The 15343-nt window shown below is 72.3% G+C and carries 7 protein-coding genes; all 7 read right to left on the reverse strand.

Annotation, left to right across the window (positions count from 1 at the left end):
* Positions 1–15: 15 nt before the first annotated feature.
* From WBG99_RS02855 to WBG99_RS02885, 7 genes are read right to left on the reverse strand one after another with little or no spacing between them, the layout of a single operon-like run.
* Positions 16–1587 carry an MFS transporter gene (locus WBG99_RS02855; RefSeq protein WP_338894773.1) on the reverse strand — a complete coding sequence of 524 codons (1572 nt, stop codon included), beginning with the start codon at positions 1585–1587 and terminating at the stop codon, positions 16–18.
* On the reverse strand, positions 1584–2423 hold the full coding sequence (locus WBG99_RS02860) for a thioesterase domain-containing protein (RefSeq protein WP_338894774.1): 840 nt from the start codon (positions 2421–2423) through the stop codon (positions 1584–1586). The genes WBG99_RS02855 and WBG99_RS02860 overlap by 4 nt, the downstream gene beginning before the upstream one ends.
* Positions 2416–3564, reverse strand: a complete 1149-nt coding sequence (locus tag WBG99_RS02865; RefSeq protein ID WP_338894775.1) for a class II histone deacetylase — start codon at positions 3562–3564, stop codon at positions 2416–2418. The genes WBG99_RS02860 and WBG99_RS02865 overlap by 8 nt, the downstream gene beginning before the upstream one ends.
* A complete protein-coding gene (locus WBG99_RS02870) occupies positions 3561–3869 on the reverse strand; it encodes a hypothetical protein (RefSeq protein ID WP_338894777.1) in 309 nt (102 codons plus the stop codon). The genes WBG99_RS02865 and WBG99_RS02870 overlap by 4 nt, the downstream gene beginning before the upstream one ends.
* A gap of 35 nt (positions 3870–3904) precedes the next feature.
* Positions 3905–7828: an aminotransferase class I/II-fold pyridoxal phosphate-dependent enzyme gene (locus tag WBG99_RS02875; RefSeq protein ID WP_338894778.1), complete on the reverse strand. Its 3924-nt coding sequence runs from the start codon at positions 7826–7828 to the stop codon at positions 3905–3907.
* Positions 7825–8946 carry a DNA alkylation repair protein gene (locus tag WBG99_RS02880; protein ID WP_338894779.1) on the reverse strand — a complete coding sequence of 374 codons (1122 nt, stop codon included), beginning with the start codon at positions 8944–8946 and terminating at the stop codon, positions 7825–7827. The genes WBG99_RS02875 and WBG99_RS02880 overlap by 4 nt, the downstream gene beginning before the upstream one ends.
* The gene (locus WBG99_RS02885) at positions 8939–15319 is read right to left on the reverse strand and encodes a beta-ketoacyl synthase N-terminal-like domain-containing protein (protein WP_338894780.1); all 6381 of its coding nucleotides are present in this window, start codon (positions 15317–15319) and stop codon (positions 8939–8941) included. The genes WBG99_RS02880 and WBG99_RS02885 overlap by 8 nt, the downstream gene beginning before the upstream one ends.
* Between the last annotated feature and the right edge of the window lie 24 nt (positions 15320–15343).

The raw sequence follows: 15343 nt of genomic DNA on the forward strand, positions 1-15343 counted from the left end.
CAGCCCGCTCCCGCGTCAGGATGCGGGCTGCTCCGCGGGCGCGACAGGGCTCTCGGCGGACTCTCCGGCCGGCTCCTCGGCCGCGCCCGTGGGCGGGCTCTTGATGACGACCGCCACGAGCACGGCCGTCCCGAGTGCGATCAGCGCGCCGATGACACCGATGACGTTCATGCCCTCGGTGAACGCGGCCCGGCCAGAGTCGACGAACGCGGCGGCCACGTCCGAGGACAGGCCCTTCGCCGCCTCCAGCGCTCCGGCGAGCGTGTCGCCGGCACCGCCCTGGACCTGGGCGGGAACGTCCACCTCACTGCGGTACACGGCGGTGCCGACGCTGCCGAGGATCGCCACGCCGAGCGCCATGCCCAGCTCGGTGCTGGTCTCCGAGATGGCCGCGGCGGATCCGGCCTGCTCGGGCGGCGCCGATCCGACCACGATGTCGGTGCCCAGCGCGATGAGCGGGCCGCCACCGGCGTACACGAAGGCGAAGCCGGTCACGACCTGCGCGATCCCGGACGTGCTGTCCGCGAGGGCCAGCATGACGTGGCCCAGCGCCGATACGGCCAGACCGACCGCGACGACGTACGCGGGCCGCACCTTGCTCGCGGCGATCGGGGACACGACGGCCGTCACGATCAGCGCGAAGGCCGCGGGGAGCAGGTACAGACCGGCCTTCAACGGCGACAGCCCGCCGACGAGTTGCAGGTACTGCGTCACGAACAGGTACGTGCCGCCCGCGACCAGCATGCTCAGCAGCAGCGTCACCAGGGACGTACGGAACGCGGGGTTGCGGAACAGGCGGAAGTCCAGCAGCGGGCTCTCCAGGCCGCGCTGCCGACGGACGAACACGACGCCCACGAGCAGGCCCGCGACGAGGGCCAGCAGCGGGAGCGCGGACACCCCGTCGTTGGCGATCTCCTTCAGGCCGTAGATCACCGACAGGATCGTCGCCAGGGACAGGGCCACGCTGACCAGATCGACCCGGCCGGCCTGCTCGTCGCGGTACTCCGGCAGCAGCATCGGACCGGCCACCAGCAGCAGCGCCATGATGGGCACCCCGAGCAGGAAGACCGAACCCCACCAGAAGTACTCCAGCATCGCCCCGCCGACCACCGGGCCGAGCGCGATACCCACGGAGAACATGGTGACCCAGACGGCGATGGCCACCCCGCGCTGCCGGGCGTCACGGAACATGTTGGTGAGCAGTGCCAGGGTGGACGGCATCAGGGTGGCACCGGCGACGCCGAGCGCCGCGCGCGCCGCGATCAGCGCGGCAGGGCCGTTGGCGTAGGCGGCGGCCACCGAGGCCACGCCGAAGGCGGCGGCGCCGATCAGCAGCAGCTTCCGGCGGCCGATGCGGTCGCCCAGCGAGCCCATGGTCACCAGGAAGCCGGCGATCAGAAAGCCGTAGATGTCGATGATCCACAACATCTGGGAGCCCGAGGGGTTCAGGCCCTCACTGATGTGCGGGACCGCCAGGTGCAGCACGCTCACGTCGATCGACAGCAGCAGCGTGGGAAGCGCCAGCACGGCCAGGCCCAGCCACTGCCGTGGCCCGGCCTGGTGGGGGGTATCGGTGATGGTGCTCAACTTGTCTCCTTCAGAGGGTACTTCGAACCGCCGCCCGGAACGGATGCCGGGTGGCCGGACGCACGAGGGACATGGCCCTCGTACGGGAGGCCCGCGTGCGGTGGGCCGGGGCGGCCGGCCACCAGGCGGTGGACGACGACCGCAGCGTGCGCGGGCTCGTAGAGGTAGAAATGGCCGCCGGTGAACATCCGCCGGCTGAAGCCGCCGGTCGTCTCCAGAGACCACAGGTGCAGCCGTTCGGCGACGACGACGGGGTCGTCGACCGCTCCGAGCGCGAGGATGGGCACGCCGGTGCCCGACAGCGGCCGCTCATAGCGCTCCATCGCCTCCAGGTCCGCGCGGATGGCGCGCAGCGACGGCCGGACCAGCTCGGTCCGGTTCATCAGCTGGGGCGTCATGCCGCCGATGTCGAGCAGGTGCTCCAGCAGCTCGGCGTCGCTCCGGAGGTGGGCGAAGGGCGGCTCGCTGGGGAAGCACGGGGGCTGACGCGCCGAGACGGCGAGCAGCCCCGGCGCGAAGCCCTTCTGCTCCATCGCGCGGGTCAGTTCGTACGCCAGCACGCTGCCAAAGCTGTGCCCGATGACCGTGTACGGCAGCTCGGGCAGGTCCGCGAGACCCCGGCTGAGCGCGTCGACGAGGGGTTCGACGCGGGTCAGCGGCGGCTCGTTGATACGGGCACCCCGGCCCGGCAACTGAGCGACGACCAGTTCGACGTCCTCGGGCAGGACCTGCCACCAGGAACGGAACGCGGAGGGCCACCCGCCGGCGTGTGGAAAGGCCACCACGCGGAACCGGGGCGCCGGGCGGGAGCCGACGGTCATCCACCAGTCACGCATCGGTCGCACCCCGCCCCGGATCTGCGGTGGTCAGGTGACGGGCCAGTAGCGGGTGATGAGCCCGAAGGTGCTCGATCACCCGGCTCTGGTGGCGTTGCAGGCGCTGGCCCGGCAGGTGGTCCAACGAGTGCAGGAAAGGGTCCTGCGGCGCGGGCAGGCCGGCGATCGCGCTCGCCGTGCCCAGCACGCACATCGGCTGGTACCACGCCGAGTAGCCGCCCTCGTGGACCAGGACGATCCGGCCCCCGGTCAGTTCGTCGGCGAGGTCGCACATCGCGGACGTCATGGCGTGGAACGTCCGGCTGGTGCACATCATCCGGCCCATCGGGTCGTGACCGCTCGCGTCGACGCCCGCCGCGACCAGGATCAGATCAGGGCCGAACGCCCGGGCCGCGGGTTCCACGACGCGGCTGACGACGGCGAGGTAGGCGTCGTGTCCCGTGCCCGGAGGCAGCGGGACATTGAGCGTGCTGCCCGTGCCGGCACCCACCCCTGTCTCCATGACGAGGCCGGACGCCGCCGGGAACAGCCCGTCCTGGTGGATCGACACGTACAGCACGCCGGGGTCGTCGTAGAACACCCGCTGGATGCCGTTGCCGTGGTGCACGTCCCAGTCCAGGATCATCACCCGGCGCACCCCACGGCGTTGCGCGGCCCGCGCGGCGACGGCGACGTTGTTGTAGAGGCAAAGAGCCATCGCCCGATCGGGTTCCGCGTGGTGGCCGGGCGGGCGGACCAGGCAGTACGCGCGCCGGAACCTCCCGTCCAGGACCTGCTCGGTGGCCTGCACCGAGGCGCCCACGGCGAGTCTCGCGGCCTGTGCGCTGTGGTAGTTCACCTGCGCGTACACACCGGCGTCACCCCCGCCGGACGCCGACACCGCCTCGACGCGCTCGATGTGCTCCGGCACATGCACCAGCAGCAGGTCCTCGTCCGAGACCGGCGTCGGCGTGACACAGGTGTACCGGTCCATCACGCCGGACGCCTTGACCAGCCCTTCGGCCCGGCGCAGATCGGGGTCGACCGCGAACTGGCGGAGCGGTTCGACACCCGGCCCCACCGGCACGTACCCCGATCCGGGCCCGGGGTCGTGCCAGAAGCACATCTCGTGGCTGTACCACGCGAGGTCGGACGTGTTCACCAGGCGGACACACCCAACGAGGCCCGGCTGACGCCGGAGACCTTCTCGATGTACTGGAGGTAGTACTCCCGCTCCTCGTCCGGGGTGCGCTTGGCGCGGAAGGTGGTCTCCAGCAGGTCCAGCACCTCACCGGTCTGGCCGGAGGTGAGCTGCCTCTCTCCGATCTCCTCCTCGACGGCGCGGATGCGCGCGGCCGGCTCCACCACTCCCTTGGTGTGCTCGTCCCGGTCGGTGCCGTGGTTGCGGGTCGAGGCGATGGTCTTCAGTACCGCCGAGAAGAATGCCGTCTTGTCGATGTCCGTCATGTCCGTTCCCCCTTGGTCGTCATGTGGTCGTGCGGTCAGGTGATGAGGCCGCAGGCACGGCCGGCCTTCTCCAGCGTCGCCACGGCCGTGTCCAGGTCGGCCTCGGAGTGGCTGAGGTTGACGATGGTCCGCAGCCGGGGCAGCGTCCGTGGCACCGCCGGATAGACGATCGGCTGGACGAACAGTCCGTCGAGCTGGCACGCGCGGGCCATGGCACCCGCCTGCTCGGCGCTGCGGCAGATGATCGGCACGACCGGCGTCTCACCGGTGAGCGTGTCGAAACCCAGCGCTCGCAGCTGCTCCCGGTAGCGGGCGGTCCTGGCCCGCAGTTCCCCGGGCAGTCCCGGCGCGGCGTCGATCACCTCGATCGCCGCCCTGGCCGCCGCCACCTGGGCCGGGGTCGCGGCCGCGGAGAACATCCAGCCGCGCGCGTTGTTCTTCAGCGCGAAGACGAGGTCGCTCGATCCGGCGACGTAACCGCCCGCGCTGGGCACGGTCTTGGACAGCGTGCCCATCTTCACGTCGACGCGGGCCGGGTCGATGCCGAAGTGCTCGGTGATGCCGCGCCCGGTGCGGCCGAGTACGCCGAGGCTGTGCGCCTCGTCCACCATGAGCGGGGCGTCGTACCGCTCGCACAGCTCGACGATGCCCGGCAGGTCGGCCACGTCGCCGTCCATGCTGAAGACGGCGTCGGTGACCACCAGTCTGCCCGCGTCCCCCGCCTTCTTCAGCGCGCGCTCGAGATCGGCGAGGTCGTTGTGCGCGTATGTGATGACCTTGGCGCCCGAGAGCCGGTAGCCGTCGAGAATGCTGGCGTGGTTGTAGACGTCACCGATGATGACGTCGCCGGAGCCGACCAGCGCGCCCACGGTCGCCACGTTCGTCATGTAGCCGCTGGAGAAGACGACGGCGTCCTCCGCGCCCAGGAACCGGGCGAGCGCGAGTTCCAGTTCACGGTGCAGGTGGAGGGTGCCCGCGAGGAGCCGCACACCGTGGGCTCCGGTCCCGTGCCGCTCCACGGCACGCAGCGCCTGCTGCTCGATGTAGTCGTGCCCGATGAGTCCGAGGTAGCTGTAGGAGGCGAAGTTGAGGAACCAGCGGCCGTCGAACTTGATGTGGGCGCCCCGGGCCTCCTCGATGACGGGCTCGTAGAAGTACTCGTCCTTGGCTACGACGACACGGTCCTCCACGGAGAGGGCGTCGATGCGCCGCTCCAGGAAGGTGCCGTCCGGCCTGCCGGAGAGACGGCCGGGGAGGGAGCGTCGGGGAGTGCGGGTGGTGGGGCGGGGCGCCTCGGTGGTCGGGGCCGCTGCCGGGGCCGTCAGAGACGTCGCCGCCACGGGCGTCGGGGCCTGCGCGGGATGCGGGGTGTGTGTGGCCGCCGGGAGCGGGCGGGCCGGGGCCGGGCCGTCCTCGCGGCGGGCGGGTGCCGGGTCGCGGAAACGGTCCCAGTCGGGGACGAAGGAGTCGGCCGTGCTCCGGTGCGCGGCGGCGGGCGCCGGCCGTTCCGGCTCCGGGGCCGCGGGTATGGAGGCCAGGGGCACCAGGGCCGGGGCCCCGGAGGCCCCGATCGGCGCGATGCCCACGGTCGTCGGGGGCGGGGCCGGGGCCTTGGCCGCCTCGGTCGTACGGTCCGCCGGTTCGAGGTGGCCGGCCAACGCGCCGACCGTGCTGTGCTCGAAGAAGACCATCGGGTCGACCTCGAAGCCGTCGGCGGTCAGGGACGCGGCCAGCTCGACCGCCATCATCGAGTCGAGGCCCAGCTCCAGCAGATCGTCCTCGGGCACCACGTCGTCGACGTGCAGGACGTTCTTCAGAGCCGTGGTCAGCGACAGCCACAGCCCGCGTTCCGGTGTCACAGCGGTCATGGGTTCTTCCTTCGCGTTGGCGTCGGCGCACAGGACGTAGTGCGCGGGAGGACGGCCGAGGACGGTGCGCAGCAGGGCGACACCGCTGTCCGCCGTGAGAACCGGCACGCCGTGGGCGGCGGCCTTCGGGGCGATGCCCTCGCCCATGCCGATGCTCCACAGCCCCCAGCCGAGGCTGAACCAGGGCTCTTTGTCGGCGCGCCTGCGGGCGGCGTAGCCGTCCAGGTAGGCGTTGGCCGTGGCGTAGGAGCTCTGCCCGAGGTTGGCGCACACGGAAGCGACGGACGAGAAGAGGGCGACGAAGTCCGGTGGGCCGCTCCCTGCGATCAGGTCGGCGATCGCGTGCACCCCGCCGACCTTGGGGCCGAGGACGTCCTCGACCTGGTCCGGCGTCAGGTTGCGGGCCAGGCCGTCCCGAAGCACTCCCGCGGCGTGGAACACGCCGTCGTAGCGTTCGGCACCGTCGAGCACCTTCGGCAGGGAACGGACATCCGCGGCCACGGTGTGCAGGTCGCAGAGGGCACCGAGCCGGTCGAGCCGCGCCCGGGCCTCCCCCGCGTCCGGGACGGTCCGGCCCACGAGCGTCAGATGGGCACAGCCCTCGGCCGCGAGGAACTCCGCGACCCGCAGACCGATGCCGCCCATGCCTCCGGTGACGAGGAAGCGTCCGTCACGGAAGCGGGGAGGCCGCGCGCAGCCGTCGGTCGGCGGTCGCGGTGTGCGCTCGCTCGATTCCAGTGCCGGCCGGTACCAGCCGGTCGCGCGTCGGGCGAGCTCCGGCTCGGCGTGTCCGAGCACGTCCTCGAGCGCGCTCGCCGTGAGGTCGGCGCCGGCCTCCAGGTCCACCAGGCGCACGCTGGTGCGGGGGTGTTCCACGCGCAGGGTGCGGCCGAGACCCCACAGGGAGGTCATGAAGGGGTCGACGGCCTCCTCCCCCGCCACCTGGTGGGCCCCGCAGGTGACGAGCAGCAGATCCGGCATGGGCGGACGTGCCGTGAGCCGCCGTACCAGGGTGAAGACACCCTGGAGGGCTTCCCTCACCCGGTCCTCGCCCACCAGGCCGCGCGGAGCCGCGTACGCCACCGCGCCCACGGGCGTGCCGTCGAGAACGTCGTCGAGGCGCTCCCGGGTCAGCTCCGCCGGCGTCAGGTGGACGACGGACCGGCCTTCCGGCGTCGGGAGCCGCTGCGGCGAGACCAGCAGCAGAGGGCCTTCGAACGCCCGTGGTGCGCGGGCCGGTTCGGCCTCCCGCCAGACGACGGTCTCGATCGAACCCGCCGCGGATCGGCCCTGCTCCTCCGCCGCCCTGGCGGGCGCTTGTACCGAGGGGGACTTGAGCGTGATGCGGTCCAGTTCGAGCAGCACCTCGCCCTGCTGGTTGCAGACGGTGGCCCTCCCCCGTACGCCACCGCCCCGGGACCCGGCCGTCGCGTCGCGCTCGACATGGGCGAGGACCGTGCCGGAGATCCGCCGACGGGCCACGAGCCGACCCACGTACCAGGGCAGGCACATCCCGGCCGCCCCGCCGTCGAGCATGCCCAGCACCTGGAAGACGCTGTCGAGCAGCGGTGGCGGCACGAACCTGGTCCCGTGCAGGTCGTCGTCCGCGCGCAGGACCACCAGCATGCGGTCCTGTCCCCGGTGCGCGGAACGGATGACCCGATAGGCGGGCCCGTACGTGATGCCGCTGGCCTGCCGCCAAGCCGCCACGTCCGTCAGCGCGACGGACTGCGCGCAGCCGGCCCGCAGTCCGGCCAGGTCGACGTAGCGGGGCGGCGGCAGAGGCACCCCACGGGCGCGCGCCGTGCTGTGCTCGACCGGCGCGCCGCCCGCATCGGCGTCGAACGACAGGAGGGAGCACCGCCCGTCGTCGGCCGTGACCACTCGCAGGTCGACTCCGGGCCCGGTCATCCTCAGCGGTGCGCGGAAGGTGACGTTCTCCAGTGTCCACACGCGGTCTGGCCGTCGGGCGTCGCAGGCGGTCAGAACGGCGTCGATCTGGGCGGCGGCCGGGACGACGGGTGTGTCACCGATCCGGTGGTCGCGGACCAGCGGATCGGTGACGCCGAGGTGGATGCGGGCGCCGCTCATGTGCGGAGGTCGAACCGCTCAGTGGCCTTGACCAGGCCGTTCACCTGAATCTCGACGACGTGCTCGCCCGCGTAGTACCGGCGGGTCTGTACCTCCTTGAGGGCGTGGGTCTTGCGCACGACCCGCCGTTCGCCGGCGGCGAGTTCGAGGGTCGTCAGCTTGAAGACCTTCGGGATGCTGCGGCCGTTCCTGCGCACGTGGTGGACCACGTAGTCGACGGTGACGCTGTGCGCCCGGTCGTCGGCGTTCTCGACGGTGAAGTCGATGACGAGGCTGTCTCCGACGGCCACGACCCCAGGGGTGACGCGCAGGTCGGACACATGGGCGAGCTCGCCGCCCGTCGCCCCGAGCATGGCCAGGGCCTGCTGGTCGCCCTTCTTCACCAGGGTGCGCAAAGCGTGCTTCACGATCCAGTTGGTCTCGGGGGTGGGGCTCTCCTCCAGCCAGCGCAGCGCGGTGGCGAGCGCGATGTCGGGGGTGTCCTTGGAAATGTCGTTGAGGTTGTTGGCGACGGACTTGCGCACGTACTCGGAAGGGTCACTACGCAGTGGTTCGAGGATCTCCAGGACGGGCTGCGGGTCCTTCACGAAGACGTCGAGGGTGCGGGCCCAGGGCAGGCGCGGGCGGATTCCCTCGCTGGCGAGGCGCCGTACGTTGTGGCTCGGGCTGTGGGCCCACCGCTCCACGCGCTTCATCGTCATCGCGTAGTGGTCCTCGACGAAGGGCCTGATGGCGTACTCGCCGGTGTGGCGCCGGGTGATTTCCTCAATGGCGTCCAGGGACACCTCGGGGTGGTTCCGGCCGTACTCCTCCACGAACCTGGCCACCGGCATGAGGAACCAGCTGGTGTTGAACATGCCCTCGCCCTCGGCGAGTTCGTCCCCGAGGATCGACACGAGCACGGCCACGGCGGTCGGGTAGTCCTCGGGGAGCCGGGTGCGCAGTCCCTCGGTCAGGACGAGGACGCGGTCCTTCAGTTCCTTGCCGGGGATGCGCTGTTCCACTTCGGCGGCGTAGCCCTCGATGTCGAACTCGGGGTGGACGGCGCGGACCTTGCCGCCGATGAGGCGCGCGGCCTCACCGTTGAAGTGTCGCTTCAGTCCGTATTCGCTAGCCATGGTGCTCGGGCCTCTTCGTCTCGTGCGGATGAGTGCTGTCGGTGGTCGTGGGGTCGGGGCCCGAGGCCTCGGGCGCGCCGGGGGTGATCCAGAACCGGCGGCGCCTGAAGGGGTAGCCGGGGAGGGTGGTGACGCTCTGGCGTTTGCCGTGGTGGAGCCCGGTCCAGTTCAGGTCCGTGCCGGTGTGGTTGTGGTGGGCCGTCAACGCGGCGTGGAACTGTGGCTGGTCCTCGCGGCCCCGCTGGAGCGTGGTGATCCACGCGGGGTCGAGATCGGGGCGCGCCTCGGTGAGCGTTGCGCGGGCGAGCGGGATCAGCTGCGGATGCGGACCGATCTCCCAGACGGTGTGGGGGCCGGTCTCGGCCAGCGTGGTGACGGCCTGGCTGAACCGGACGGCGCGGCGGATCGCCTGGGCCCAGTGCCCGGGATCGGTGGCGGTGACGTCGCTGTGCCAGGTGCCGGTGAGAGTGCTGGCGAAGGGGATCTCGGGCGGCGCGAGCGGGGTGGCGGCGACGGCGTCCGCGAAGGGGGCGAGGGCCGCTTCCATCACCGCGGAGTGGAAGGCGTGGCTGACCGTCAGGGGCCGCACGCGGAAGGAGCTCTGCTCGCGGAACCGGGCCAGCATTCCTTCCGGGCCGCTGATGGTGTGGACGCGCGGCGCGTTGTGGGCGGCGATCTCGATGCCGGGATACGCCTCCAGCTCGGCCGTGAGCGAATGGATGTCGGTGTGGACCACGGCCATCGTGCCGTTGGCGGGCCGGGCCTGCATCAGCTCGCCGCGGAGCACGGTCAGCCGCAGCAGGTCGGGCAGGGTGAGCACGCCGGCCGCCCAGGCTGCGGTCAGCTCGCCCAGGCTGTGCCCGGCGACGACGTCGGGCCGTACCCCGGCCGCCCGCAGGGACGCGACCAGAGCGACCTGGACGCTGACGATGCCGATCTGCGCGTACCGGGTCTGGTCCAGCAGGTGCCGGGCGTCGCCGTACAGCAGGTCCAGCAGGGGCACGTCGGTCCAGTGGGTGAGCAGATCGGCGCATTCGTGGAGCGTGTCGCGGAAGTGCGGCTCGGTCGCCTTCAGGCCCTGGCCCATGCCCGCGTACTGCGAGCCCTGTCCGGTGAAGAGGAAGGCGGTGGTCGTCGCCGTTCGGATGTGCCGGGTCGGTGAGGTGGCTCCGGAGGCGACCTCCGTCAGCCGGGCGGCCAGTTCGGCGGCGGTGGTGCCGTGCACGGCGGTGCGGTAGCGGTGGGCGGCTCGCGCGGTGTTGGCGGTACGTGCGAAGTCGCCGAGCCGGTCCTCGTCGGTGCCGGTCAGGTGGGCGGCGTAGGCACTGGCCAGGTCGCGCAGGGTGGTCTCGTCCGCCGCGCTGACCCGCACGATGTGGCTGTCCTGGGGCAGAGGGGTGTCCTGCGGCGCCGTCGGTGGTTCCTCGACGATGACGTGAGCGTTGACACCGCCCATGCCGAACGCGCTGATCGCGGCCCGCCGCGGATGCCCCCCACGCGGCCAGGGCCGCGCACGGTCAGCCAGATAGAACGGAGTCTCCTCGAAACGGATGTGGTCATTGGGACGCGTCACATGCAGCGTCGGCGGAATCACCCCATGCTCCATCGCCAACAGCGCCTTCACCAGCCCCGCCAGACCCGCCGCCGGCTCCAGATGACCGATGTTCGACTTCAACGACCCGATCGCACAGAACTGCGCACGACCGGTATGCCCCCGCCACGCCCGAGTCAGCCCGTCGATCTCGATCGGATCCCCCAGACTCGTCCCCGTACCATGCGCCTCCAACAACCCGATCGTCTCCGGCTCAACCCCCGCATCCCGCAAAGCCTCGGCGATCACGTCCCCTTGTGCGCGAGCGCTCGGGGCGGAGTAACGGGTGGTACGGCCACCGTGGTTAACGGCCGCGCCCTTGACGAGCCCCCGGATCCGGTCGCCGTCCCGTCGGGCGTCGTCGTGGCGTCGCAGGACTACTGCGACCGCGCCCTCTCCGGGGACGAAGCCGTCGGCGGTGCTGTCGAAGGCACGGCAGCGGTGCCTCGGTGACAGGGCCATCAGATCGCCCATCGAGCGGAAGTACTCGGGGCTGATGGCGGCGTGCACGGCGCCGATCACCGCCGTGTCGATGTCTCCGGCGCGCAGGTGCTGCAGAGCCGTGTGCACCGCCACCAGCGAGGACGAGCAGAGGGTGTTGACGAGTCCGCTCGGGCCGTGCCAGTCCATCAGGTAGGACAGCCGGTTCGCGATCATCGCCTCCAGGCCCAGGCCCCGGCCGTCGGATACGCCGTGGCGGGCGCGCTCCTCGTGGTAGTGGTCGTGGCTGTAGCCGATCCACAGACCGGTCCGGCTGCCCTCGGCCCGCTCGCCGGCCCGTCCCCCGTCCTCCAGGGCCTCCCAGATCGTTTCGTACACGATCCTCGCCTGAGGGTCGATCAGGGGCGCTTCCCGGGGTGAGATCCGGAACGGGCCCGGGTCGAACTCGTCCACGGCCTCCAGGAACGAGGCGTACGGGGCGGGCCCGTGCGGCGGCTGACTCCAGCGGCTGTCGGGCAGCGGGCGTACGGTGTCCCGCCCTTGGCGCAGAAGGTCGGCGAAGTCGGTCAGGGTGTGTGCGGTGGGGAGGCGGACCGCCGCGCCGACGACGGCGATGTCGCGGGAGCGGATGGTCTCGGGCGTCGGCACGGACGGGGTGGGCACGGCCCGGGCCGCGGCCGTCGTGGTGGGTGGGCGAGGGGCCGGGGTCGAGTCCGCGGGTGCTCCGGGTGCGGTGGGCGCCTCGTCAACCGCTGTCGGCTCGGCGGGCGTTGACGTCTCGTCGGCCGGGCGGGGCGAAGGGATCAGCGTGGCGGCCAGCTCCGGGGCCTCGGTCAGGACGAAGTCGGCGAACTGGCGGGGCGTCGGGTACTCGAAGAAGACCGTCGGGTAGAGGGACAGCCCGAACTCCTGGGAGATCCGCTCGCTCAGCGACACGAGGCCGACCGAGTCGAACCCGGCGGACAGGAACTCCGTGTCGGCGTCGTCCGCGGAGGTGCCCGTCAGCTCCAGGAACCAGGCGAGCACCCGCCCGGGTGTCGGCGGTTGGTCGCAGCGCGTCGCGGGGGCGGGGCGGGTGGAAGGCACCGAGGCGGTGTCGCGGGGCCCGGCCGCGGCCGTAGGGCCGGCAGTGGTCTCCGTCGTACCGGCGGTCGCCGCCGCGGCCGTGTCGCCGGCCCTGGCCGCTGTCGTACCGTCGGTCCCCGTTGCCGCACCGGCGGTCGCCGGCGCGGTCGTAGCGCCGAGTCCCGCCGCAGTCGTACGGCCGGGTGCCGCAGCCGCCGTACCCGGGGGCGCCCCCGTCCGGTCCAGCGGCAGCGTCGCCGCGGCGGGCTGCGCCGGCGCCCCCTCCCCGCTGAACGCCTCCAGCGGCACCCGCTTGGACGACATGTCGCCGAAGACCAGCAACGGCCGGCCCTCCGCGTCGGTCACCGTCTGCGTGACGCGGCAGGCCTCCTCGTTCCAGAAGGCGATCTCCGTGCGGACGTAGGCCGCGTCGTCCAGCGGGCCGTGGACGTCCGCCCTGGCCGCCGAGAGCGGTATGAACGCGGACGCGTCGGCGGCGCCGAAGACCGGGTTGTCCGGGGCGATCGCGGCGATGGTGACGCTGTCGAGGAGCCCTGGGAACAGCTGGGTACCGGGCGCGTTCATCTCCCGCTGGCGCCGCCCCTCGATGCGGGCGAGCGTGCCGCCGTCCGGGAGGCCCGCCACCCACGAGATGTTCCGGTAGTAGCGGCCGTGGTGGTAGCCGATCCGCCGCAGCCACCGGTAGAGACCCGAGCCGGCGTGCACCTGTGCGCAGGAACCGAGCAGCGAGGCGACCGGTACGGGGACCGGCTCGGCGGCCGGCTCGCGCAGCAGTCGACCGGTGACGAAGGGGCCCCCGTTCCGGTCGTCCTCCACCGTGAACTGCCCCCGCGCATCGACGCGGCACACCACGCGGCACGCGCCGGAGGGGATCAGCGGGCGGTGGAACAGCAGGTCCCGTACTCCGTGGAAGGGTTCGCCGCGCAACGCGGCACCCTCGCGCAGGAACTCGAACCACGCCACACCCGGCAGCATGATCCTGCGGTACACGGCATGTTGGGCGAGGGGCACCTCGCCCGGCCCGAAGACCCGCGCGAAGACGTATCCGGCGGCTCCCCCGTCCCGCACGAGCTCCGCGGGCGCACCGGGTTCGGGCGAGCGCAGGGGCTCGCGCAGGTCCAGGGCCCGGCCGCGCGGCTGGGACGATGGCAGCAGGCGCTTGCGCCACGCCGTGTCCCGTTGGTACGCGTTCCAGTCGATGTCCTGGCCCGCACGGAAGAGGTCGGTGGTGACCGCGGCGAGCTCCGCGGTCACCTCCCGGCCGTCGTGTGCCCCAACCAGACGTGCGCACAGCTCGCCCTCGGCAGTGGGCTCGTGCGCGGGCCCGGGGAGCGGGTCGCCATCGTGACGGAGGACGTCGGCCAGCGCCTCCTCGAGCGGTACACGGCCCCAGGCGAAGTCCCGGACCGCCTCCCACCCCGGGGGCAGGTCCACCGCGCTTTCCGGCAGTCCCGCGTCGCGCAGCGCCACTGTGAGGGCGATTCCCTCGCTGATGCGCAGCAGTTCGCCGGAGAAATCGGCCAGGCGCGCACCGGTCGCCGTCTCGAAGAGACCGATGATCTCGTGCACGGGAGGCACCGAGCGATCGAGGGCGACGAGCCAGGCGGGGGGTGTTCCGTCCGCCTCGGGACGGACCCGTACGGTGGGTTCCCCGGGCGCGGCGGAGTCAGGAGCGTCGTACCGGAGAAGCCATGTGCGAAGGGCGGACGTCAGCTCCCTCGCGTCGGCCCCGCTTACGGCCACCCGCTCGGAGCGGTGCGGACGCGCCAGTCGCGCGGTGGCGCACACGTCGTCGAGGTCGTCGGCCACGGTGGGCAGGAACTCAATCCACTGCGCGACCAGTTCCCGCAGCGCGTACGGGGTGTCGGCCGACAGGGGCAGGATGTGGACCGCGCGGGACGGCCCGTCGGCGCGGCCCCGCCCGTGCGGAGCCGGGGGTACGGCTTCGGCGACGACGTGCGCGTTCGTCCCGCCGAAGCCGAAACCGCTCACCGCGGCCCGCCGCACGGGCACTTCGGGCCACTGGCTGTGCGTGGCGGGGAGGCGGAAGGGGCTGTCGGCCAGGTCGAGGCGGGGATTGGGCTCCTCGACGGTGAGTGCCGGGACGATGCCGTCGCGCAGCATGACGATCACCTTGGCCAGGCCCGCCAGGCCCGACGCCGAGTGCAGATGGCCGATGCGGCGCTTGAGGGAGCCGAGCGCCACGGAGTTGCGGGGGACGCCGAGCCGGCCGAACACCTCGGTGAGCGCCCGCGCTTCGATCGGGTCGCCGATGGCGGTACCGGTGCCGTGGGCCTCGACGTACTGGACGGTCGCCGGGTCGATCCGCTCGTACACCTTGCCCAGCAGTTCGATCTGGGCGTCCAGGTTCGGCGAGGTGACGCCCATCGTGCGGCCGTCGTTGTTGACCTCGGTCGCGGCGATGGCTCCGAGGACCAGGTCGCCGTCGGCCAGTGCCGTCCCCATCGGCTTCAGGACGAGGGCGACGGCTCCCTCACCGGGCACGTAGCCGTTGGCCCTGCGGTCGAAGGTCCGGCACAGGCCGTCCGGGGACAGGGCTCCGGTGCGGGAGAGCAGGACGAACGTCAGGGGGTCGATCAGCAGGTCGACCGCGCCGACGACGGCCAGCTCGCAGGCCCCCGCCGTCAGGCTCTGGCAAGCCAGCCAGACGGCCGACAGGGCGGACGAGCACGCGGTGTCGACGACAAGGCTCGGGCCCGCCAGGTCGAACCGGTCGGACAGCCAGGCCGCCATGAAGTTCTGCGACCGTCCCCAGAGGGAGGCGGCCCGAGGCCCGCCGCCAAGGCCGGTTGCCTGGGCGCCGGCCGGGCCCTGTGTGCCGTCGGCGCCCAGGCCCCGCCCGTGGTCGAATCCGTACGCGTTCATGCGGGCCCCGACGAACACGCCCGCGTCGAGCCGCCGACGCGCCCTCAGGTAACCGGAGTCCTCCAGGGCCCGGGCACCGACCTCGAGCATCACGCGCTGCTGCGGGTCGAGGAGGACGGCGTCCTCGGCGGTCAGGCCGAACGCCTCGTGGTCGAAGGAGAACGGGTCCAGCAGGAAGGCACCCCGGTGATGCGTGCCCTGGTGGGCGCTGTCCCCGAGGTACAGCTTGCGGTCCCAGCGGCTCGGCGGGACCTCGTCGACCTCGATCCCGTCGTGCCTCAGCTGGGTTCCGAAGTCCATGACGTCCTCGGCCCCCGGGAGCCGCACCGCCATGCCGATCACGGCGATGCGGCTGTCGAGCTCGCTCACAGCAGTCCTCTCGTTCGGCTCCGT

It is taken from the genome of Streptomyces sp. TG1A-60 (genome assembly GCF_037201975.1).
In the GTDB taxonomy this organism is placed as follows: Bacteria; Actinomycetota; Actinomycetes; order Streptomycetales; family Streptomycetaceae; genus Streptomyces.

What these genes read in the sequence shown, in the direction of transcription:
- WBG99_RS02860 (WP_338894774.1), bottom strand. Translation starts at nt 2,423, where the DNA reads ATGCGTGACTGGTGGATGACCGTCGGCTCCCGCCCGGCGCCCCGGTTC.
- WBG99_RS02870 (WP_338894777.1), bottom strand. Translation starts at nt 3,869, where the DNA reads ATGACGGACATCGACAAGACGGCATTCTTCTCGGCGGTACTGAAGACC.
- WBG99_RS02875 (WP_338894778.1), bottom strand. Translation starts at nt 7,828, where the DNA reads ATGAGCGGCGCCCGCATCCACCTCGGCGTCACCGATCCGCTGGTCCGC.
- WBG99_RS02880 (WP_338894779.1), bottom strand. Translation starts at nt 8,946, where the DNA reads ATGGCTAGCGAATACGGACTGAAGCGACACTTCAACGGTGAGGCCGCG.